Consider the following 23307-nt stretch of genomic DNA (forward strand, 5'->3'; position numbering starts at 1 on the left):
TGTGGCACTTTTATGAATTTTTTGATGACAAAGATGAAGTCCTTGCGGAATTTGAAGGCCCCTGCCTGCACTGAGCATGGCCGAAGTGAGCTTGCCGAAGGGCTGCGATTGTTCCTTGGCGCATTTTTGTTACTCTTTTTAGTCGCCTGTCACAATACGCATCAGGTGCCGGGGACGACTCCTGTATATTATTCCGATGACCGCGCCGTTTCGCTGTTGTCGACATCTGCGATGACCGAAAGCATTGACATGCCGCAGCATATTGCCGGAAAATTCAGGAAACCCGACGGAACGACCGATTTGTTTGAGGCGGATTCCTGGGTAAGGGCGAACGACAGCATTTTATCGATTGTGCTTTTTTCGGGTTTCGGAACAACCATCGGCGAAATTAGCTACTACCGCGATTCCGTAAAGGCGGAAAGTTCTCTGATCGATGTGGAAAAGCTGAAGGCGGAATACATGCTTGCCGACTTTCAGGTCTGTTTTTATCCGTTCGAAGCTCTTCGCCAAAATTTTGAACAGGCCGGATTTGATTTTTCCGAGACTCGCACCGGTTCCCAAAATACGGATTTTGTGCGTACGCTCGCCGAAAAGGGGGTGACGATTGCCGTTGCCCGCAAGAATGGAAACGAAATTGAATTTGTAAACGAACTGCGCGGTTACAGTTACCATATTACGTTAGGAGATGCAAATTGAGAAAGCCCTTGTATATTAACGACTTTGCTTTTCACTGCATTTTGGGGGGCGAAAAGGAATCGGTTTTCGATAAATTAAAGAATGGCGTCCGTGGCGAATTCACCACCTACGATGTAGCGGGTGTGATGCGCCCTGCCGCGACAATCGATCCTGCGACTTTAGCTCCGGTGACGGAACCTGGCTTTGATAACCGTGTAAACAGGCTTTCGCAGGCGGCGCTTTCGCAGATGGAAAAGTCGATCGTTGCTGCTATTCAGAAATATGGCGCCGATCGCATAGGCATATTTATCGGGTCTTGCGACAATGGCTCCGAAGCATCGATGAATGCTCTCAAGAGTTTTAAGGAAACGGGGGCTTTTCCCGAAGGTTATGTCCTAGATTATCAGGCGGCAGATTTTCCGGCGCGTTATATTGCAAAGCGTTATGGCATTACGGGAATGCTTTCGGTGCATTCTACGGCGTGTGCCTCCAGTGCGAGCGCTTTTGTTTCTGCCCGCAACAATATTTATGCCGGTAACTGTGATGCGGCTATCGTGGGCGGTGTCGATATCGCTTCGCAGTCGGTGATTCTGGGCTTTGCCTCGCTCGAGGCCATGTCCGATAAGCCGACGAATCCGTTTAGCGCAAACCGTACAGGCCTTACCCTTGGCGATGCGGCGGCTTTTTTCCTGGTGACTCGCGAAAATTTACCGGACCTTGCAACCGAAGACTGCAAGAATCTTTCGGTGGTGGGCTTTGGCGAAAGTGCCGATGCAGACCACATCACGGCTCCCCGCGCCGATGGCGAAGGGGCTTTCCTGGCGATGAAAGCCGCCCTTGCCGATGCAGAACTCGATGCTTCTTCGATTGGCTACGTTAATTTGCATGGAACAGGAACTCGGCTGAACGATTCCATGGAAGCGATCGCCGTGAACCGTCTGTTCGGTGAAAATACACCGGCAAGTTCCACGAAGGCGCTGACGGGACATACTCTTGGTGCGGCTGGTGCACTGGAAGCTTCGTTCTGCTGCCTTGCGCTCCAGAATAGGGGCGTTCTTCCGGCGCATCTGTTCGATGGATGCGAAGACCCGAAACTCCCGAAGGTTCACCTGGTCAAGTCGGGAGAACAGGCAACGGAGCCCTTCAAGTATTGTATCAGCAACTCGTTTGCTTTTGGCGGTTGCAACGTGTCTTTAATTATCGCGAAGGAATAAAGAATGAGTACGGTAGAATTTCCGACAAGAGAATTGGTTTCTGAACTGGTTCCGCATAAGGACAAAATGCTTCTGCTCGACCGGGTTAATTATCATGACCTGAACGAAATTGTGATCGAAACGGAAGTGGATATCCACAAGGACTGTATGTTCTTCAAGGAAGACCTGCAGGGGGTTCCTTCGTATGTGGCGTTTGAATATATGGCCCAAAGCATTTCTGCCTTGTCCGGAATTTATGGACGTACGCTAGGACAAAAGCCCAAGGAAGGCTTTATCATGAGTGTGTCGAACTGCAAGGCCGAAGTCCCTGTTTTCAAGTCGGGAGATGTTGTTCGAATCTGGGTGCACCAGACGATGCGTGTCGACATGGCCGTCACCTTTGAGGGCAAGGTTTTTGTGGGTGACAATCTTGCGGTCTCGGCTTCGCTTTGCACAGTCGAAGTGGACGACCCCACCTCGATTCTGAAGATGAATTAGTAGTCTTTTACTATATTTGGGCGCGTATGGAAAATAAGAAGAGTGTTTTGATTACTGGCGCAAGTGGCGGCATCGGTTCTGCCATTGCTAAGGCTGTCGCATTGGCGGGTTACGAAGTCGTGGCGCATTACAATAGGAATGCAGCTCCTGTCGAACAGCTTGCAAACGAAATTCGTGAACAGGGGGGCTCTATTCGCCTGCTTCAGTTCAATATCCGCGACCGTGAACAGTGCAAGGCTGTACTTGAAAAGGATATCGAAGAAAACGGCGTCTATTTTGGCGTGGTGACCAATGCGGGTGTCTGTGCCGATACGGCTTTCCCTGCCATGACCGATGAATATTGGGACAAGGTGATCGACACGAACTTGAATGGCTTTTACAACGTACTTCACCCGATCGTGATGCCGATGTGCCGCAAGCGTCGTGGACGCATCGTGACGATTTCGTCGGTGTCGGGGGTTATCGGTAACCGTGGCCAGGTGAACTACAGTGCTTCCAAGGCGGGGCTCATTGGGGCGACCAAGGCTTTGGCAACAGAGCTTGCTAGCCGTGGCATTACGGTGAACAGTGTCGCTCCGGGTGTCATCGAAACGGAAATGATCAAGGATGCTCCGCTCGACATGATTTTGCCCGCTATTCCGATGAAGCGCGTAGGTAAACCCGAAGAAGTAGCCGCGACGGTCGTGTTCCTGCTTTCGGAAGGGGCCGCCTACATCACACGTCAGGTGATTTCTGTGAATGGGGGACTTGCTTAATGCGCCGTGTCGTTGTTACGGGTGGATCTTGTATTTCTTCGCTTGGCTTTGATGCCGATACCGCTTTTGAAGGTTTGAAGTCGCTTAAGAACCGCGTGGTCCGTATGGACGCTTGGGATGTCTATAAGCAGATGAATACGCGCCTTGCCGCTCCGATTCTTGAACCGTTGCCGCAGTATCCGCGTAAGAAAATTCGCGGGGCAGGCCGTGTCGCGGTGATGGCACTTCTTTCTGCCGACAAGGCTCTTGAAGTGGCTGGCCTTACGGGTGAAACCGACCTGATGAAGTCGGGCCGTATGGGGGTTGCCTATGGTTCTTCTATGGGAAGCATCAACCCGTTGCTCGAATTTTTCTCGATGCTCAACACCTATGACTGCTCCAATATCACGGCGACAACCTATATTCGCGCCATGCCGCAGACTTGTGCGGTGAACATCAGTGTGATTCTTGGACTGACGGGACGTCTGGTGACGACGAATACCGCATGTACGAGCGGAAGCCTTGCAATCGGCCAGGCGTATGAACTTATCAAGTACGGTAAGCAGGACGTGATGATTGCGGGCGGCGCCGATGAACTCGACCCGACGGAATCGGCTGTTTTCGACACGCTGTTTGCGACCAGTACCAAGAACGATCATCCGGAGCTTTCTCCGGCGGCCTATGACAGGGACCGCGACGGTCTTGTGATTGGCGAAGGTGCGGGAGCCCTGATTCTTGAAGAGTACGAACACGCTAAGGCTCGCGGTGCAAAGATTTATGCGGAACTGGTCGGCTTTGGTTCCAACACCGACGGTGAACATATTACGCAGCCCAAGAAAGAAACCATGCAGCATGCTCTCGAATTGGCAATCGAAGATTCGGGAATTTCTGCCGATGCTATCGGTTACGTGAATGGCCACGGAACGGCGACGCACCACGGTGACATTGCCGAAACCTGGGCCACTTATAACGCTCTCAAGCAGCGCACGGTTCCCCTTTCCAGCCTCAAGAGCTATGTCGGTCATACGCTTGGTGCCTGTGGTGGAATCGAGGCCTGGCTTGCCATTCACATGATGAACCGTGGTTGGTTCAGCCCGAACCTGAACCTGAACAATGTGGACCCCGAATGTGCTCCGCTGGATTACATCATGGGGAGCGGCCGCGAAATGGACGTGGAATATATCATGTCCAACAACTTCGCCTTTGGCGGAATCAACACGTCGCTCATTTTCAAGCGTGTCTAAACTCCGTTCTATTTTGAATTGAAAAGCGCTCCGAGGAAACCTCGGAGCGCTTTTGTTGTATAGGAAATCGGCGGTTAAAGTAGAATGTACTTTAGCAGGAAGAACACGGTGAGAGCCATCATGATCCAGTGAACTTTCCTGATTTTCCCGATGACGATGTTGATGAGGGTGTACGAAATGACTCCGAACATAATGCCGTCTGCAATGGAGTAGGTGAGCGGCATCGATACCATGCAGATAAAGGCGGGAATGGCTTCGCCGGCGTCGTTGAAGTTGATTTTTGCGATCGAGGTTGCCATGATGAAACCGACGACGAATAATGCGGGGGCTGTCGCAAAACTCGGAATGGCAAGGAATATGGGTGCAAAGAAAATGGCCGAAACAAATAGGCCTGCCGCTGTAATGGCGGTGAGGCCGGTGCGAGCCCCGACGGCAACGCCTGCAGCGCTTTCGACGAAGGTGGTCGTTGTAGAGGTTCCGAGAACGGCTCCGACAGAAGTGGCGATGGCATCTGCCGAAAGGGCTTTTGACGTGCGGGGGAGTATCCCGTCTTTGCTCATGAATTCGCCCTTGAGCGATACACCGATTAACGTTCCTAGCGTGTCAAAGAAATCGACAAAGAAGAAGGCGAACAGTACGATAAAGAAATCGAGAGACTTGAGCAGCGAAAATCCCTGCCCGACAATGGCGCCGTTGATGGAATGGGTCCATGAATCGGGGTTGAACAGAGCTCCGCAGGTTGCTCCGAATTCGTTGAACGTGTTGCCGAGTGTCCCGAAGTAGTTCTTGAAATGAGGAATGATGGAATAAAATCCCTGTTCCGGGTTCGGCACGTAAATGCCGAAGATCTCGGCAAAGATGCCTAGGAACCAGGTGGCGAAAATGCCGATCAGAAGCCCTGCATGAATTCCTTTGGCGATAACGGCAGACGTGATGAGGATTCCGACAAATGTAAGGGTTGTCCATATTCCAGTCGTATGGAAGTCGGCTTTTCGGAAATCAACAAGTCCTACCAGAGTCGAGTCGTTGCTGACGATGATTTTGCCGCCCTGCAAAGCGATGAACGCGATAAATAGGCCAATGCCAACGGCGACGGCAGCCTTGAGTGAAAAGGGAATGCTGTTGAACAGTTTTTCACGAATCGAGGTAACCGAAAGGATAAGGAAGATAATACCTTCAATGAATACCACCAACAGGGCAAATTGCCAACTGTATCCCATCATCAGTACGACCGTGTAACTGAAGAAGGCGTTGATGCCAAGTCCCGGTGCAAGCACAAAGGGATAGTTCGCCAGGAATCCCATGAGGGCGGACCCGATGGCCGCGGCAAGGGCGGTTGCCATGAAAACTCCGCCTTTGGGCATTCCCGAAGCCGAAAGGATTTCTGGGTTCACGGCAAGAATATAGGCTACCGTGATGAAGGTGGCGAGTCCTGCGAGAAGCTCCGTGGTGATATCGGTCTTGTTTTCGGTCAGTCTAAAGAATTTTTCTAGAATGAGGCCTTCTCTCTTGAGTTCACGACCGGCCCAACGTTTGACTTTTTTGTTGTTCTCAGACATTTTTCTTCCTTCTTATTTACTTTGTAATATAAGAATTTTCGAACATAGTCATGTCGAAGAACAAGGTTGGTGCGCCTGTCGAACCAACCCTATTGTCATCCCGAAGACCAAGATTGGTGAGCCTGTCGAACCACCTCTCTCGTCATCCCGAAGACCAAGGTTGGTGAGCTTGCCGAACCACCTCTCTCGTCATCCCCGCGAAGGCGGGGATCCCTCAATCCGCTTTATCAAGCAGCTTTTCTACTGTAGCGATAATCTTGTCCCTTTCGCCGCACCAGTCGGGGGCGATGAGCATGTCGCTTGGGCTTTCGCCGCTGAACCGCTCGATGGCTGTCTCGAAGCCGATAATCTTGATCATCTCGGCGACCGCTTCGCAGTATTCCTCAAAAGTAAGGAGCTTGATTTCGCCGTTCGCGTAGTCCTGCGCCATCACGGTGCCCGCCACAATATGCAGCGGATGAATCTTGACTGCGGCGAGCTTCAAGTCGCGAACCACTTGTGCGGTGTGCTTGAAATCTTCCATGGTTTCGCCGGGGAGGCCCACGATGACGTGCGTGGTGACGGTGAGTCCTGCCGATTGGCAACGCTTGACAGCGTCCGTGAACTCGGCGAGGGTATGCCTGCGGTTGATGGCGGCAAGCGTCAAGTCGTTTGCTGTCTGCAGGCCGATTTCCACGATAATCGGCTTTTTGCGGTTAAGTTCGGCGAGGTAGGCGACCTTGTCGTCTTCGAGGCAATCTGGGCGCGTACCGATGGCAAGACCCGCAATCTCCTTATGCTTGATAATCGGGTCGATGATTCCCTTCAGGTGTTCCAGCGGAGCGTGCGTATTCGTGTACGGCTGTAAGTAGGCGAGAATTCCTGCGTTCGGGTACTTTTCGCGGAGCCTCGGCACGAACTTGTCGAGTTGTTCCTGAATCGAGACCTTCGCCTGGTCAAATACCGGGCTAAAGCTGCGGTTATTGCAGTAGCTGCAACCCGAAAAACTCTTGGTGCCGTCCAGATTCGGACAACTCATACCGCCGTTCAGCGGGAGCTTGCGCACTTTCAGGTAATTCGGGAAAACCTTCAACAATAAATCGCGATAAGGAGTGTAGTGCATAATTTCCTTTGTGAACTAAACTCTTCCGAAACGGCGGGTTTTGCGGAAGGGTTTATCGCCAAAGCTACGCTCGTCGTGGTCTTTGTGGAAACGGTCTTCTTTCTTGCCGAATTTCTTGTCACCGAACATCTTTTCGCGGCGGGCCTTGCGGTTTTCGAAGGGCTTGTCGTCGAAATTTTTGCCGTGGCGGTCACCGAAGTCCTTGCGGCCTTCACCGCGGTGGAAACTGCGGCGGTCTTCGCGGCTGGCTCGCGGGCGGGTTCCGGGAGCGGGGCCGGTCGGCGGCTCGTCAGTCATCAGGCGGAACCTAGATTCGTTCCCGCGGATAGTCATGTCGGCGAGAATGTCGAGGACTTCTTGCGGCATGGTTTCGGGGAGTTCCACGGTGCTGAACTTGTCGAACAGCTTGATGCGTCCGATGTTGGAACTGCTGATGTTACCTTCGCCGGCGATAGCGCCTACGATGTCTCGCGGCGTCACGTGGTCGCGGCGGCCCACGCCCAGATAATAGCGCAGGTAGCCTTCTTCGACGCCGTTCGCGCCTTCGTTGCGTTCCTTGCGGAGTCGGCTCTTTTCTTCGCGGTCAAGGCCAAAATTATCATTGCGTTCGCGGCGTTCACGCGGAGCGTCAAGCGGCTTGAGTTCCGGGAACAGCGGCTGTTTCTTCTGCCAAATCTTGATGACGGCGGCGGCGATGTCGATGGCGGTTAATTCTGGCACTTCGGCTGCTTCCAAGGTCCCTGAGCTCTGTCGAAGGGCCGAACCATCGGCGACCATGCTTTCCACGAGTTCCTTGAACTTGTCGAGTTCGCCGGTGGTAATGACGCTCTTGATTTTATCCTTGAAGGCGGCGACGCGCTTCGCGCTGATGACTTCTGCGGTCGGCAATTCCATCGTTTCGATCGGCTGACGGGTTGCCTTTTCGATAATTTTCAGCATCTTCTTTTCACGCGGGGTGATAAAGAGGATGGCGTTGCCGCTGCGGCCTGCGCGGCCTGTACGACCGATGCGGTGCACATAAGATTCGGTGTCGAAGGGAATGTCGTAGTTCACCACATGCGTAATGCGGTCTACGTCGATTCCGCGAGCGGCCACGTCGGTCGCGACGACGATGTCGAGCTTGCCCATCTTGAGTCGGTTGATGGTGCGTTCGCGCATGGACTGGGCGAGGTCACCGTTCAGCGGAGCCACGTTGAATCCGCGGCTTTCAAGTTTTTCGGCGACTTCGGTCGTGTTCTGCTTGGTGCGCACGAAAATCAGCACACCGTCAAAGTCTTCGCCTTCGAGTACGCGGGCGAGTGCTTCGATCTTGTGTTCGTTCTTTACGAGCAAGTAACGTTGGCGGATGTTTTCGACGGTCGTCGTCTTGCCTTCGATGCAGGCTTCTTCGTATTCGCCCAAGTGCTGTTCGATAATCTTCTTGACTTCTTTAGGCATGGTGGCGCTAAAGAGGGCGCGCTGGGCGCTTGCAGGGATTTCCTTGAGGATGGTTTCGACATCTTCCATGAATCCCATGTCGAGCATTTCGTCGGCTTCGTCGAGCACGATTGCCTTTACGCCTGAAAGTACGATGGAGCCGCGCTTGATATGGTCAATCAGACGACCCGGGGTGGCGACCACGATGTTCGCCTGGCGCTTGAGGGCTCGCAACTGCACGGCGATGTCCTGACCGCCGTAAACCGGAACCACATGCACCTTCGGCATCTTGGCGGCGTACTGCTGGATGGCTTCTGCCACCTGGATAGCGAGTTCGCGGGTCGGCGTGAGCACGAGCATCGAAGTTTCGTGACCGTTGAAGTCGAGCCTCGAAAGTAGCGGAAGCGAGAATGCAGCGGTCTTTCCGGTACCGGTCTGGGCCGTGCCGAGCAGGTTTCCTCCCTGCAAAAGGGCCGGAATCGCCTTCGCCTGAATGGGGGAGGGCGTCTCGTAGCCCATGGCCTTGATGGCTTCAAGAACTTCGTCTGCAAGTCCGAGGTCTTCAAAAGTCACCAACGCTTCGTCGGCGGGTTCGTCATCAGAATCGTCTGCAGGCTTGTCGTCAGAATTATCGTTGGAACCTTCTGCCGATACATCTTCGTTTTCTAAGATGTTGTCATTCTTGACCCCGAATTCAGTTCGGGGGAGGGAATCCATTGTAGATTCAGAAACATCTGCGCAACTCTTTTTAGATTCAGCGTAATCTTCGTCGTTTTCGTCTTCTTCGGGTTGCTCGGCTTCGCCTTCTTCGAATTCGACCTTTGTGCCGACTTCGATGGCGGACTGGGGACCCTTCTTGAGCACGTCGCCTTCTTCGTCGACAATCACGCCGTTCGGATTCAGGGTAAGAAACGCGGCTTCATCAGCCTCGTCTTCGTCTGCACCACCTGCGATGGCGTTCAAAAATGCGTCAGCTTCGCGGGCAATTTTTGATTTGGGGTCAATAGCTTCTTCGGGAATACGTTCTTCGGTATTCTTCGTCATAATGCACCTTCAGGACCCGTAAACTTCATCTGCGGCCCATGCCGCACTATCGAATGGTTCTGGCGCCGGTTGTCCGGCTGAACCTTGAAAAGCCCCGAAGCGCACTCGCGCTTATAAACCTGAAGTTTTTTGGATCCATTTTGTTGGATTTGCGGCCAAATGTAGAAATAAAGCCCCTTATTTCAAAGGGTCGCAAGATTTTATTAAGAAAAGGGCTGAATTATGTGTAGACAACTTTGAAAATATTTGCTAAATTGTGCAAACCTCGGAGAGATGCCAGAGTGGTCGAATGGGCCGGTCTCGAAATCCGGAGTCTGTCACAGGACCGAGGGTTCGAATCCCTCTCTCTCCTTGAAACGAATAAGGAACCCCTTGTGGGTTCCTTATTCGTTTTATAAGCAAAGAGGGATGAGAACCCTCGTAGGGGTTCGACAAAACCCGCAAGAGCGAAGCGAATACAGCGGGTTTTGAGATTGCGGTCAAAGACCGCAACCCGGAGGGCAACAATTGAACGGAGAGAAAATGTTGTCTTATCCCTCTCTCTCCTTGAAACAAAAAGCGGAGCCGTAAGGCCCCGCTTTTTGTTTCATGAAAAAGGATGAGAACCCTCGCAGAGGGTTCGACAAAACCCGCAAGAGCGAAGCGAATACAGCGGGTTTTGAGATTGCGGTCGAAGACCGCAACCCGAAGGGCAACAATTGAACGAAGAGAAATTGTTGTCTTATCCCTCTCTCTCCTTGAGAGGGGGATGTCAAGCGAAATGAAATGAGCTTGTAGTCCCATCCCTCTCTCGTATTGAGAGAGGGTCTTTAGCGGCGAAGGAAACGAAGTGACTGAGTCGTCCTATCCCTCTCTCTCCTAGAAGAATGTGGAAGGTGGCAAAGCTTGAAACGAAGTGAAAGCTTTGTCCTATCCCTCTCTCGTCATCAATTTCCCCTATTTTTTGTATATTCCTATAAAAAGAGGTTCCTATGCAAATTTTATTCCTGATGGCCGATGGTTTCGAAGAAACCGAGTTTGTTACCCCGTTCGATTACCTGCAGCGTGCCGGAATCGATGTCGCCCTGGCGTCCGTTTCGGGTAAGTCCGAAGTTGTGGGGGCCCATGGCCTTGCGATAGCAACCGACTTTGCTCTTTCGGGTGCCGATACGGCTGCCTTTGACGGTATCCTTTTGCCGGGTGGCGGTCCGGGCGTCAAGAATTTGAAAGCCTCTGCCGAAGTGGAAAAGGTCATTCACGAATTCAACGACAAAGGCAAGTGGATTTTTGCGATTTGTGCTGCTCCCTTGGTCTTGAGCAAGGCGGGAATCCTTGCCGGTAAGACCGCGACCTGTTTCCCGGGCTGCGAAAGTGAACTTGTCTGTAAAAAGTTCGTCGAAGACCGCGTGGTCGTAGACGGTCATATCGTCACGAGCCGTGGCGCTGGTACTGCCGAAGAATTTGCGTTTGAATGTATTGCGCAGCTCGGTGGCCGCGAACTTTCGGAAAAAATTCGCAAGCAGGTCATCGCGCGATAGATTTCCGCTACCCGACGCTGTGTTCGAGCTTTAGCGTCAGCAACTGGCGGGCCTCGGTGGCGAATTCACCGGGGAGTTCCTTGAATACGTCCTTGCAGAAACCGCCGACCATCGCCTGGATAGCGTCTTCGCGCTTGATGCCGCGGCTTTCGAAATAGAAAAGCTGGTCTTCGCTGATGCGGCTGGTGGTGGCTTCGTGTTCGGTGGTGGAACTTGCGTTTGCGACAGTGATGTACGGGAACGTGTGGGCCGCACTCTTGTCGCCCACCAGCATGCTGTCGCACTGGGTGTAGTTGCGGGCGCCCGTGGCCGACTTGCGGATGCTCACTTCGCCGCGGTAGGCGTTGCTGGAGTAGTCGGCGCTGATGCCCTTCGAAATGATAGTGCTCTTGGTGTTCTTGCCGATGTGGATCATCTTGGTGCCGGTATCGGCCTGCATGTGCCCGTTGGTAAGGGCCACGCTGTAGAATTCTCCGACGGAGTTGTCGCCCAGCAGCACACAGCTTGGGTACTTCCACGTGATGGCGGAACCTGTTTCCACCTGAGTCCAGCTGATGCGGCTGTTCTTGCCTGCGCACTTGCCGCGCTTGGTGACAAAGTTGTAAACGCCACCGGCTCCCGTTTCGCGGTCGCCTGCGTACCAGTTCTGCACGGTCGAATATTTAATCGAGGCGTTGTCCTTCGCCACCAGTTCCACGATGGCGCTGTGCAGCTGCTTGCTGCTGAATTCCGGAGCGGTACAGCCTTCCAAATAGCTTACGCTCGCGCCTTCGTCGGCGATAATCAATGTACGTTCGAACTGGCCTGCTTCCTTGTTGTTGATACGGAAGTAGGTGGAAAGGTCCATCGGACACTTGACTCCAGGCGGAATGTACACGAAGCTTCCGTCGCCAAAGACTGCACTGTTGAGTGCTGCAAAGTAGTTGTCGCCTGCGGGTACCACCGAGCCCAGGTATTCCTCGATGAGTTCGGGGTATTCCTTGATGGCGTCGCTAATGCTGCAGAACAGAATGCCCATTTCCATGAGCTTTCTTTTGTGCGAAGTGTAAATGCTTACCGAGTCAAAGACCGCGTCCACGGCCACGTTGGCAAGGCGCTTCTGTTCGTCGAGCGGAATGCCGAGCTTTTCGAAGGTGGCCAGGAGTTCCGGATCCACGTCCTCGATTTTTTCGTGACTCTTCTTGGTCTTCGGGGCGGAGTAGTAGACGATGTCCTGCAGGTCGACCGGCGCAAAACTCAGTTCGCCCCAGTTCGGCTGCTCCATCGTCTGGAGTTTTTCATACGCTTTCAGTCGGAAATCGAGCATGAACTGCGGTTCCTTGCGCAAGGCTGATGCCCTGCGGATAACATCTTCGTTGAGTCCCTTTTCGAAGGCCTCGTTCTCGATATCTGTTACAAAACCGTATTTGTAGTTTTCGCTCATGCTACGCTCTTTTTCTTTTTTCGGCGTCAAAAATAGAAAAAAATTGATGTTGCTTTTGTAATTCCTATCTATATTTTAGCTATGAATAGCAATAGAGAATCTTTTGCGTCCCGTTTGGGATTTATCCTTATTTCTGCAGGCTGCGCCATTGGCCTTGGTAACGTATGGCGATTTCCCTTCATTACCGGACAGTACGGCGGTGCCGCCTTTGTCATCATCTACCTGTTCTTTTTGCTGATTTTTGGTCTGCCGATCTTGATGGCTGAATTTGCCGTGGGGCGAGCCACTCAGCGTAGCGTGGGCCGTGCTTTTGAACGTTTGGAACCCAAGGGCGCTAAATGGCACTTGGCAAAGTGGCCTATGATTGCGGGTAACTACCTGCTCATGATGTTCTATACCACAGTTTGCGGTTGGATGCTCTACTACTTCTACCGTATGGTGGTGGGGGATTTCTCGAATGTGACGCCTGCGCAAGTCGGTGCCATGTTCGGGGAGACGCTCGCTAGCCCGGCCATTCAGGTGGGCTGGATGGTCGCGACGACGGTTATCGGTTTCGGCATTGTGTCGCTGGGCCTCCAGAAGGGCGTCGAACGCATTACCAAGTGGATGATGTCGTTCTTGTTTGTCATTATGATTGTGCTTGCAATCCGTGCCGTGACGCTCCCCGGTGCCGATGAAGGCCTGCGTTTTTACCTGTTGCCCAATTTCGATAACCTTGTGAAAAATGGTATTGGCGAATCTCTCTTTGCTGCTCTTGGGCAGAGCTTCTTTACGCTGAGCCTTGGTATCGGCGCCATGACCATTTTTGGAAGTTACATCAAGAAAAATCATTCGATTGCAAAAGAGGCTGCCAACATTTGCGCCCTGGATACGGGGGTTGCCTTGCTTGCGGGGCTCATTATTATTCCGAGTTGTTTTGCGTTTGGCCTTGAGCCGAATGCTGGACCGGGACTTATTTTTGTGACCCTTCCGAACGTGTTCTCGCAGATGCCGGCTGGGCGTCTTTGTGGTGCCGCCTTTTTCCTGTTCCTTTCGTTTGCGGCTCTTTCGACCGTGGTGGCGGTGTTCGAAAACATTACGACCTATTGGCGCGATGCCCGTCGCTTTGACCGTAAGGATGTTGTCCGCGTGAATGCGGTGCTTATCGTGCTGCTTTCGCTCCCGTGCGCTCTCGGCTTCAATATGCTTTCGGGTTTTCAGCCCTTTGGCGAAGGTAGCTGTGTACTGGATCTCGAAGACTTCCTCGTTTCCAATACGCTCCTTCCGCTGGGATCGCTTCTGTTTATTGTGTTCTGCACCTACAAGCGTGGCTGGGGCGAAGCAAAATTCTACGCCGAGGTCAACACGGGTAAGGGGTTCAAAATTCCGACCTACAAGATTGTTCGCTTTTATGTCAAGTGGGGCATTCCCGCTGTGATTGCAATCATCTGGCTTCAGGGGTATTTCCAGAAGTTCGCTCCGGATTTGTACAACAAGATTTTCGGCTAGTATAGGTTTCGAAGATATTGAATTTGTAAATTTGGCTTGATATAATTTATAGAAGGTTTATATGAAAATTGCCGTGATCGGTGGTGCGGGCTATATCGGTAGCCATACGATTATTGAACTTTACAAGGCAGGGCACTCGGTTGTCGTTGTCGATAATCTTGTGAACTCCTGCGATGAATCCTTGCGACGTGTTGCCGAAATTGTGGGTCAGAAAATACCCTTTGTCAAGGCGGATGCCCGCGATTATGCGGCGATGGACCGGGTCTTTAAGGAAAACCATTTTGATGCGAGTATTCACTTTGCAGGGCTAAAGGCCGTGGGCGAATCCGTTGCGAAGCCGCTTGAATACTACGAAAACAACATGAACGCCACTTTCGTATTGCTTGACGTGATGCGCAAAAATGGCGTGAAGAATATCATCTTCTCGTCTTCGGCGACGGTCTATGGCGACCCTGCAGAAATTCCCATTACCGAAAAGTGCCCGAAGGGTGCCATCACGAATCCGTATGGACAGACGAAGTCGATGCTTGAACAGGTGATGATGGATGTGCAGAAGGCGGACCCCGAATGGAATGTGGTGCTGCTCCGTTACTTTAACCCGATTGGCGCACATCCGAGTGGACGCATCGGCGAAGATCCGAATGGCATCCCGAATAACCTGATGCCCTACATCTCGCAGACTGCGGTCGGAATCCGCAAGGAACTCGGCGTTTTCGGAAACGACTACGATACTCCCGATGGAACGGGCGTGCGTGACTACATTCACGTTTGCGATTTGGCGGCGGGGCACGTGAGTGCGCTCCAGGCAATCGAACGCAAGTGCGGCCTTGCCATTTACAACCTGGGAACGGGCCACGGTTATTCCGTGCTGGATGTGGTGAAGGCTTTCGAAAAGGTGAACGGCGTCAAGGTGCCTTACAGCATCAAGCCGCGCCGCGCCGGTGATATTGCCACTTGTTACTGTAATCCTGAAAAGGCCTACAAGGAACTTGGCTGGAAAGCTCAGTTCGGTATCGAAGAAATGTGCCGCGACGCCTGGAACTGGCAGAAGAACAACCCGAACGGCTACAAACATTAACCGCGAATTTTTATGCCTGTGAGGTTCGGCCCTTTGCTTCGACAAGCTCAGCACAGGCATAAGCTCAGGGACCTTATCAGCATCCATAGCGGGCATTTCCTGTTATACCGCGCGGATTGTCATGCCCGCGTGGTTCGGCAAGCTCACCAACCTTAGCGGGCTTCTTTTAATTGAACAATTTATTTCTTGTTGATGACTTCAACGGTTAGCTTGTTGAAGCCTATCTTCCCATCTTCGCGGATTTCGAGGGCGGCGCGGAATGTCGTCTCGTTTTTCTTGAACGGTTCAAGTACGGCTGTAAACTTGTTCTTCAGGAGCCCCTCGACTTCTTCGTCGCTGAACTTGCGCTGATAGAAAATTTGCGGAATTCCGTAGCCGCATTGCGGGTTCATGCAAACGTAGGCGGCATGCGTCTCGTTGCCGGAATTTTGCGGCGTGGTGCCGCTGCGGAAACGGAGTTGGTCTCCGCAGATAGGGCAGGGGAGGTTCCTGTGTGCAAATTCGAAAACGGCGCGCCCCTTGTCGTTCCCGGTACCCCACTTGAGGCGTGCGGCGAATTCGGTGCCTTTCTTGCTCTTGAAATCTTGAATGAGCGGTGTTTCGCCGTTGGTGAAAAGTTCGCCAATTTCGGTGGCGGTCAGGGCGTGACCTGCAACGGTCTTGAACAAAGTAAAGTTGCAATCGCCCTCATTTGTCATCCCGGCCGTAGAGCCGGGATCTCTAGTTGCAGTACAGAATATTGCGTTCTTGTTTTCTTCGAGGATTGCGCCGCATAGCGGACACTTGTATTCCGTTTTCTGACCGTGGAACTTGCCGTCGCTTTCGAATTCGAAGTTGATGTTGTAATCCTTGTCGACGGTAAGTTTCGCCGAAAATTCAGTTCCTTTCTTGCTCTTGAATCCGCTGAGCGGTCCTACGTGACCTTCGGCAAGTAAGTTTCGCATTTCGCTGTGAGAAAGCATGCGGCCTGCCAGGGTGTGCCCAATCTTAAATCCGCAATCTGCGTTCTTGCACACGTAGCCCCATGGGGCTACTTCGAGCGCGCCCCCGCACTTGGGGCAGTTGATCGCTTCGGTTACGGTTTCGCGCTCGAACTGGCAACCGTACCGCGCGTGCAAATCGGCAAAGAGCTGCTTCACGTATTCCACAATTCCGTCGCGGAATTCCACCGGCGTAAGCGTTCCCTTTTCCACCTGCGAAAGCTTGTATTCCCATTCGCCGGTCATCTCGGGGGACTTTACCTTTTCGTCCATGAGGCTGATGACTTCGCGGCCTCGGGCGGTACTTACCAGGTAGTTCTTTTGCGCCTCGATAAAGCCGCGCTTCTTGAGGGTCTCGATGATTCCCGCTTGCGTGGCTGGCGTTCCGAGCCCGCGGTCCTTCATGGCTTCGGCGAGTTCTTCGTTTTCAATCTGCTTTCCTGCCGTTTTCATCGCGGCAAGGAGAGTTGCCTCGGTGTAGTACTTGGGCTTGCTCTTCTTTTTCTTTTGCAGCTCGATGCTATCGAAGGGGGAGTGGTCTCCTTCTTTCCATTCGGGGAATGTCTCGACCACGTTCGTGATATCGTCGCCGTCACCCTTGCCTTCAGCTGCGGCTGTTGCGCCACCATCTGTCATTCCGGCCTCCGAGCCGGAATCTCCCTTTTTTTTCTTCTTTCCCTTCGCTTCTTCTTTGACGATGGCGCGGAATCCTAAATCTTCGTTGCGCTTGAGTTTCAATCGGAATAGGTCTGGATCCTTCGACTTCGCTGCCGCTTTGTCGTTCACTTCGGCAGGCTCAGTGAACTTTACTTCTTGACTTCCGGCTTCCGAATTATCGCCTCTCGTTTCTAACACCACCTCCATCTCGTTCCATACGTACGGCTTGAGCCATGCCTGTACAAAACGTTCCTTGGCGAGGTCGTAGATCTTCTGCTCCATTTCGGGGAGCCCGTTCGGCGTTTCACCCGTCGGAATAATGGCAAAGTGGTCCGTTACTTTGCTTGAATTGACAAAGACGAAACTTTCGTTTGCGTCACGCATCACGCCCTTTTGTTCTGGTGTCGCGAGCTTTTGCGCAAGGGCGTAGGCTTCTTGCTGCATCGTGTCGGGCAGGTACTGCGAATCGGTACGCGGATAGGTGAGCAATTTCTTTTCGTACAAGTTCTGTGCGCAGTCCAGAACCTGCTGGGCGCTATACTTGAAACGCTTGTTGCCCTCTTTCTGCAACTCGGTCAGGTCGAAGGGCTTTTGCGGAAACTGCTTCTTTTGCTGCGTGTCAATTTTGACGATGGTGGCTTCGGCGGGAGGGCTGCACCGTGTAACGACTGCATTCGCTTGCGCCTCTTTTTCGAATACAGCAACTTTGAGATTGCTTTGCTCGCCTTGCTCTTTCGCCTCTTTTTTCTCGTCTTTACTCTCGCGTCTGACAAGTTGCGCCTGGAACCCTTTCCACATTCCCAAGACACTATAGTAATACAGTTCCTTGAACTGCTCCACCAGGGCGTCGCGTTCTACAATCAGGTTCAGGGTCGGGGTCTGTACGCGCCCGACAGAAATCATCTTGCCGCGTCCGGCCGTGAGGGTGTAGGCGCGGGTGGCGTTCAGGCCGACCATCCAGTCGGCACGCTGCCGAAGTCTTGCCGCATAGCTCAGGTTCACACGCTGGGTGGCGTCTTCCAGGTTTTTCCAGGCCTTGTCCAGGTCCTTTGCCACGTAGCTGTTCACCCATAGGCGCTTGATCGTCTTTTGCTTGAAGGCGGGGGTATAGTCCAGCACCAGGTCGAAAATCAGGTTACCTTCGCGGCCGGCATCCGCTCCGTTCACAAGAACGTCTGCCTGTTCCATCATCTGGCGCACCACGGCGAGCTGCTTCTTGGTGCTCTCGATTTCCATCAGCCGGAATTTTTCGGGCAAAAGCGGCAGGTTCGAAAGTCTCCAGCCTCCTTCGTACCCGGGGTAGGCGTCCAGCGGCGCAAGCGTAATCAGGTGACCTACGCACCAAGTGATGCAGTGGTTCTTTCCGATTAGGCATCCGTCGCCCTGGGTGAATTTTTCCCCCTCGATGCGCTCGAGCATCGGACGGTAGTGCTGGTTGGCGACAGAGGGCTTTTCTGCAACAAGCAAAATCACGGTTCAAATTCCACTTGTAAAAGTGATTTTTCCCACGCTTCTTTTGCGTCGCGCAATTTTTTCAGGGACTTGTCGTCTGCTCCACTTTGGTCGCGCAGGTCCATCAATTGGCGGTAATCTTCGGCAAGCTTGCCTGCCTTGGGGTATTCGGCGACCAGCAGGTCCAGTTCGCTTAAAATCGCTTCGTCCGAATAGAGCCGGGCGATACCTTCCAGGGTACAGAGCAGATAGTCCTTTTGCCGGTTGTCTTTTTTTGCTTCTTCGGCGTCCCTGAATTCGAGGGGGCGAATCTGGTCCATCCATTTGGCTTCTTCGCTGAAAAGCTCGTTGTCTTCGGCCAGGGCGTCCTTTCGTTTAGAAAGTTCCAGCTGCTTTTTGAGAAAGGGGCGGTAGGACTCCGTATCCAGGTTTAATGCGTTTTTTTCTGCAAAATCCTTCAAATTCTGGAGGTTTCCTTCGGTCGGGTTGTTCAAAAGGCATTCCTTGAGCACAGCGAGCTGGTCTTTTGGAGGAAGTCGCTTGAAATTTTCGCCTTGGGCGCTTGCTGCCTTGATTTTTAGCCAGAAAACGCGCAAAAGAAGAAGAACCATCAGGAGGGTAAATAGCGTTGATAATGACATCTTGGCCTATTATTTAGAAATTTGGCGCCTAAAAAAGAGAAATTGAACGGAAATGTTCCGGCGTTGTTACAAATTGGGGCATCCTGGATCACGCTAAATTGTCTAGGGGGCTTTTTTAACAGAATTTTTCAATTTTGTCGTTTTATAAAGGGCTTAAAAAGGTGTATATTTAGGAACGTATGTTCTTAACCTATCTTTAGGTGTGGAGATTGATTTTATGAAACTGTTTGGTAAAAAAAGAAAGAGCTTTTTCGGAATAGCACTGGGTTGCGCCTCGATGCTTTACGCTGCCGGCGACGAAATGACCCAGTTGGATATCGTTATCCGCGATTTCCAGCCGAACCACCCGGACTTCGAAAACTTTTCTGAAGAATATGCGGGCACCTATGACGGTTACGCCAGTGGCGAATTGGACTATTTGAAAGAGAGAAAGGGCCAGTACAAGAACCTTTACATGGAACCGGGGACCAAGCAGAACTACGTCGGTTACGATATGGCTTGGTACTCCAAGGCGAGTTACCATAAGTCCTGCGGAAACAAGGCGTCTAAGACGGGCGCTCGCGTGGGTCAGGATGGCCTTCCGATGACGATTAACACGTTCTTGCCGACGTACCTGCAGGCGACGTCCACCGCTGCCGTGCTGGAATACGGTGAATGTGAATCTCCCGATTCCAGATTCCCGGGTCTTGTGCAGCGTGGTTTCAAACAGGTGACCGATACTGCAAACGTTCGTGGCTTTGTCTGTAAAGGTGGTGCAACGAACTGGGCGAACGAAGTTTACTACACTCCGGGCATGGTGCAAAGCCACCTGTTGTTCGACGTTCCTGCCGATGGTGGCGACTACGATATGTACGATGGCGTGCATATCCAGAAGGCTCAGGACCTTTGCGATAACGAGTTCTTCCACCAGTGGTTTGCCGACGATGCATCTGTGAACTATCGTATCAACACGACGATGGATATTTACAAGGACGGCGATACCAAGTATTATGTTTACGACTATAACTACAACAACGGTGGTTATTCTCCGCTGGACTCCATCGATCCTACGACAAGGCAGTGGAGTGGCTATAAGTCTTGCGTTAAGGAAGTTCAGACCCATATTCCGGAAGAGCTGAGGGATGAACTTGCCTGTAAGCAGTTTGGCCCCCAGAGCCTTTCCATTTTCTGCCCGCCGTACGAGTACGAATATGCGAATACTCAGGTGGACTATATGAAACAGAATACCTATGGCCTGTGTCAATCTTGGTTGACTAACGGTGGCCCGCGCGCGGTCCAGTCCCTGACGGGAACGGGTAATAGCGCCGCCTGGGATGCCGCACAAAATGGTGGTGCTTTGGGTATGCAGCATTTGCGTAACTATGCGTTCACCATGATGGGTTATGCTAAGTTCAAGTACCGTAAGTCTAACCAAACTCCGAATCCCGAAGTGTTCCAGTTCGCCGGTGACGACGACATGTGGATTTTCGTGGATGGTGTGCTGGCGGTTGACCTGGGTGGTAACCACCTTGCAACGCCGGGTAGCGTGAACATCAAGACTCTTGCCGACAACAACCACGGCTGCCATGAAGGTGAACCTTTGGCGAATTATACGAACTGCCAGGGCGCAGATGCCAATGGCTGGGCCGACAATACTTGGCACCACCTCCACTTCTTCTACGCAGACCGCCAGAGTGATGGTTCCAACATTTACATTCGTACCTCCCTTGCAGAAGTGGCTCCGTCCCGTTACGGTCAGCCGGCTGTGGGTAGCGTGACCGTGACGATGGATGAAAACGGACAGCAGAAGGTGAGCATGAACTTGAACACCTCCCTGGACGAGGCCACTCTCCAGAAGCTGAACGATCCTTCCAATCCGAGCCCTGCCATTCTGGTTATCCGAGAAATTGACAACGGCGATGGCACCACGTCTAAGGTTGTCTATGCTTACTACGTTACGGCTGCGGTCCAGGGTGCAAGCGAAGGTGCCTCGGGTATCCAGTACGACTTTGCTGGTGAACTCCGCGACTTGAACGGTAACGTGATTACGACTGGCATTGTCGCTGCAGACAAGATTGCCTTTAACTTCCCGTACAACGAAGAACTGTTTGGCGAAGGCAAGGTCGACGACAACTACTCTCCGGAATTGTGGCAGCAGTTCGCTTCCTGGAGTACCGAAATGTCCAAGTATGGCTACAAGGTTACCTCCGTTTCCAACAAGGGTGTGGTCGGTCCTCCGAACTCTTTGGAAGACTGGGCCAAGACTCAGTTCATTCCGAATACCAAGATCGCCTCGTTTGTTCTGGATGACGAAATTGACCGTCCGGACTTTACGGCTCAGTCGAACCTCTTGACTCAAAAGGCCAAGGATAACGGCGGTAAGCTGCCGACCGATATGACGGCTGAACTCCAGATTGTGCTTGTCCCGAAGGATTGCGGCGCTGGCCCCGGCTCTTGCGGTAATGGTGGCAACCCGCTTGACCTGAAGGAAGATTACAAGAAGGCCTTCTCGCTTTCGGATGGAAACATGCCCGGTAACGCTTCTGCGTCTATCGTGGGCGGCTTGAACGGTGCTGGCCTCTGCTATGCCGGTGGTAACGGTAAGAAGAGCAGTGTCGAAAGCTGCGCAAGCTTCTCTTATCCGGTTTCTGGTCCGTTCCGCATCAATATCCGCGTGTTCGACCACCTGGGACATTTTGTGAACCAGTACCAGAAGAAGGTTGAAAAGGAAGACCTGCAGAGCGTCTTTGGCACAGGTTCCTCGGAATCCGCTTGCGTGAATCCGCGCTATGGTGAAACGGGTGCTGCATGGGTGACCGCAAAGGTGTATCCTGTGTCGCAGAACGGTCGCCTGCTTGCAACGGGTCCTTACATTTACCAGGTGACCTTCGTTCTCGATGAATATTCTCCGTGCGTGGTGGTGGGCGAAATGCCGCAGAATGGTACGGTGCCGTACACCCGTCAGAACGACACCTACCGCTTCGGATATCGTCGCGCTAAGGCTAAGAAGTAATTCTAGAAAGTATCGAAAAAATCCCGCAGGTATCTAAACCTGCGGGATTTTTTTGATAGGGCTCGTTTGACGCGATAAGAGGGTCCTAAGTCATCCTCGACCAACTCTGGAGCGTAGCGATAGAGGCGGGAGGGGATCCATCAAAAATCTTCTACCTGGATTCCGTCGGTCGTTCCTCCCTCCAGGATGACCGCATCTAGCTACTTCCTACTGTTTACGGCCGATAAGGGCGAAGGGTTCCGCAGAAGTAATCGTGACAGTGAATCTTTCGCCCGGAATAAGCGGTGTTTCGCTGGTGATGGCGACGGGGCGGTAGGCGGCGTTCCGGGCAATGTAGGAGCCCTTGCGGTAGCCGGGCTTTTCGACGACGACGGTTTCGGTGGTTCCTACCCAGCGGGCGTTGTTTTCTGTGGCGATTTTTTGGAAGGCTTCGGCAAGGGCAGCGGAGCGCTCGTGCTTGATGCTGTCGGGAACGGCGCCTTGCATATTAAAGGCGGGGGTATTCGGGCGGGCCACGAAACGGGTAATATTGCAGACTGTCGGGCGGGTCTTTCCGAGGATATCCAAGGTGTCTTGAAAGTCCCGCTCGGTTTCGCCGGGGAATCCGACGATGAAGTCGGTGCTGAGCGTGAATAGCGGAAATCTGCTGCAGAAGGCTTCGGCGAGGTCTACATAGTCCTGGGCAGAATGCTTGCGGTTCATCGTCTTGAGGATTGCTTCGCTTCCGCTCTGCACAGGCAGATGGATGAACTTATAGACGCGCTCGTCCTCGAAGCATTTCAGGAGCGCGTCGGTGTAACGCAACATGTGCCGCGGATTACCCATGCCAAGGCGCATCTTGTAGTTGCCGGGAACTTCTGCTAGAATCTGCTCCACAAGTTCGGCGAGGTTCGTGCCCGTATCGAATCCGTAGCAGCCGCAGTCCTGTCCGGTCAGCTGGATTTCGACGCAACCGTCTGCAACGAGGCTCTTGACCTGTTGCACGATATCTGCGGCAGGGTAGCTGTGCAAGCGGCCTTTCACGAGTCTTGTTGAGCAATAGGCGCAGGCATCGAGGCAACCTTCTTCGATGTTCACGATGCCCACCAGCGACGATTCTCTGAGGGGGGCGTCATTGCGAGCCCCATGAGGGGCGCGGCAATCACTAGCAAACAGTTCCTTTGGATTCGTCTTGTCATCCCCGCCTTGCCAATAGCCACTTGCAGCTTTGCTGCTTAGTGGATATGGTCCTCGGAACGGGGAAACAGGAATCTCCTTTCCTTGTTGCAATAGTTCCTTTAAACTTGTAAATACAGCTTTATCAGTAATCTTCGCGACTTCTTCGCGGAAATCTTTGGGCGCACAGCCCGTAATAAAAAGACTCGCCTCTGGGGCCGTGCTCATAGCTTCGCGTAACAGCTTTAAGGCGCCTGCGTTTCCCTTGACCGTGCAGACGTTTAGCACAAAGGCCGCGGGCTTCTCGGCGACATTGCTACCAGCCGTTTCCTTGGGCATTCCAAAAATGATGCGGTAATCATTCGCAAAAATGCGGGCGATCTTTTCACCGTCGCCAAAGTTCGCTGCGCAACCTTGGCTAATTACGGCAAGTAGCGGCTTTTCGTTGGTATAGACCAT

The 23307-nt window shown here is 52.7% G+C and carries 16 protein-coding genes and 1 tRNA gene; 10 read left to right on the forward strand and 7 right to left on the reverse strand.

The annotated features are described in order from the left end of the window. Positions 1–24: 24 nt before the first annotated feature. From Q0W37_RS09405 to Q0W37_RS09425, 5 genes are read left to right on the forward strand one after another with little or no spacing between them, the layout of a single operon-like run. Positions 25–696, forward strand: a complete 672-nt coding sequence (locus Q0W37_RS09405) for a DUF3261 domain-containing protein (RefSeq protein ID WP_297700880.1) — start codon at positions 25–27, stop codon at positions 694–696. After that, positions 693–1889 (forward strand): beta-ketoacyl synthase N-terminal-like domain-containing protein, encoded by a 1197-nt coding sequence (locus tag Q0W37_RS09410; RefSeq protein ID WP_297700883.1) that lies wholly within the window; start codon positions 693–695, stop codon positions 1887–1889. Before Q0W37_RS09405 ends, Q0W37_RS09410 begins: the two co-directional genes overlap by 4 nt. Positions 1890–1892: 3 nt before the next feature. Next, positions 1893–2366, forward strand: a complete 474-nt coding sequence (locus Q0W37_RS09415) for a thioester dehydrase (protein ID WP_297700885.1) — start codon at positions 1893–1895, stop codon at positions 2364–2366. Between the two features lie 26 nt (positions 2367–2392). Continuing rightward, complete coding sequence (fabG, locus tag Q0W37_RS09420) at positions 2393–3121, forward strand: 3-oxoacyl-ACP reductase FabG (RefSeq protein WP_297700887.1); 729 nt, start codon at positions 2393–2395, stop codon at positions 3119–3121. Further along, positions 3121–4344 (forward strand): beta-ketoacyl-ACP synthase, encoded by a 1224-nt coding sequence (locus Q0W37_RS09425; protein ID WP_297700890.1) that lies wholly within the window; start codon positions 3121–3123, stop codon positions 4342–4344. Before fabG ends, Q0W37_RS09425 begins: the two co-directional genes overlap by 1 nt. A gap of 74 nt (positions 4345–4418) precedes the next feature. Here Q0W37_RS09425 and Q0W37_RS09430 read toward each other — a convergent pair whose 3' ends face one another. From Q0W37_RS09430 to Q0W37_RS09440, 3 genes are all read right to left on the reverse strand, one after another. After that, positions 4419–5903 (reverse strand): NCS2 family permease, encoded by a 1485-nt coding sequence (locus tag Q0W37_RS09430; RefSeq protein WP_297700892.1) that lies wholly within the window; start codon positions 5901–5903, stop codon positions 4419–4421. 214 nt (positions 5904–6117) lie between these two features. Beyond that, positions 6118–7005, reverse strand: coding sequence for a TIGR01212 family radical SAM protein (locus tag Q0W37_RS09435; RefSeq protein ID WP_297700894.1), 888 nt, complete (start codon positions 7003–7005; stop codon positions 6118–6120). A 15-nt stretch (positions 7006–7020) separates the two neighbouring features. Continuing rightward, complete coding sequence (locus tag Q0W37_RS09440; protein ID WP_297700897.1) at positions 7021–9465, reverse strand: DEAD/DEAH box helicase; 2445 nt, start codon at positions 9463–9465, stop codon at positions 7021–7023. A gap of 267 nt (positions 9466–9732) precedes the next feature. Between Q0W37_RS09440 and Q0W37_RS09445 the strand changes: the two genes are divergently transcribed. Together Q0W37_RS09445 and Q0W37_RS09450 are read left to right on the forward strand one after the other, a co-directional pair. Beyond that, positions 9733–9817 (forward strand) — tRNA-Ser (locus Q0W37_RS09445). Between the two features lie 619 nt (positions 9818–10436). Next, positions 10437–10982, forward strand: a complete 546-nt coding sequence (locus Q0W37_RS09450) for a DJ-1 family glyoxalase III (protein WP_297700899.1) — start codon at positions 10437–10439, stop codon at positions 10980–10982. Between the two features lie 7 nt (positions 10983–10989). Here the strand turns inward: Q0W37_RS09450 and sufB are convergent, their stop codons facing one another. After that, positions 10990–12435: a Fe-S cluster assembly protein SufB gene (gene sufB / locus Q0W37_RS09455; RefSeq protein WP_297700901.1), complete on the reverse strand. Its 1446-nt coding sequence runs from the start codon at positions 12433–12435 to the stop codon at positions 10990–10992. Between the two features lie 51 nt (positions 12436–12486). Here sufB and Q0W37_RS09460 point away from each other — a divergent pair, with 51 nt between their 5' ends. Beyond that, positions 12487–13893 (forward strand): sodium-dependent transporter, encoded by a 1407-nt coding sequence (locus Q0W37_RS09460; protein WP_297700903.1) that lies wholly within the window; start codon positions 12487–12489, stop codon positions 13891–13893. A 61-nt stretch (positions 13894–13954) separates the two neighbouring features. Beyond that, positions 13955–14971 (forward strand): UDP-glucose 4-epimerase GalE, encoded by a 1017-nt coding sequence (gene galE / locus Q0W37_RS09465; protein ID WP_297700905.1) that lies wholly within the window; start codon positions 13955–13957, stop codon positions 14969–14971. A 179-nt stretch (positions 14972–15150) separates the two neighbouring features. Here galE and Q0W37_RS09470 read toward each other — a convergent pair whose 3' ends face one another. Continuing rightward, the gene (locus Q0W37_RS09470; protein WP_297700907.1) at positions 15151–18081 is read right to left on the reverse strand and encodes a type IA DNA topoisomerase; all 2931 of its coding nucleotides are present in this window, start codon (positions 18079–18081) and stop codon (positions 15151–15153) included. Beyond that, a complete protein-coding gene (locus Q0W37_RS09475; RefSeq protein ID WP_297700909.1) occupies positions 18078–18701 on the reverse strand; it encodes a hypothetical protein in 624 nt (207 codons plus the stop codon). The genes Q0W37_RS09470 and Q0W37_RS09475 overlap by 4 nt, the downstream gene beginning before the upstream one ends. A 217-nt stretch (positions 18702–18918) precedes the next feature. On the opposite strand from Q0W37_RS09475, the gene Q0W37_RS09480 reads away from it, so the two are divergent. Continuing rightward, positions 18919–21693 (forward strand): fibro-slime domain-containing protein, encoded by a 2775-nt coding sequence (locus tag Q0W37_RS09480; protein ID WP_297700912.1) that lies wholly within the window; start codon positions 18919–18921, stop codon positions 21691–21693. Positions 21694–21900: 207 nt separating this feature from the next. On the opposite strand, the gene Q0W37_RS09485 is transcribed toward Q0W37_RS09480, so the two are convergent. Next, a complete protein-coding gene (locus Q0W37_RS09485) occupies positions 21901–23307 on the reverse strand; it encodes a tRNA (N(6)-L-threonylcarbamoyladenosine(37)-C(2))-methylthiotransferase (protein ID WP_297700914.1) in 1407 nt (468 codons plus the stop codon).

Source organism: uncultured Fibrobacter sp., from assembly GCF_947166265.1.
Classification (GTDB): Bacteria; Fibrobacterota; Fibrobacteria; order Fibrobacterales; family Fibrobacteraceae; genus Fibrobacter.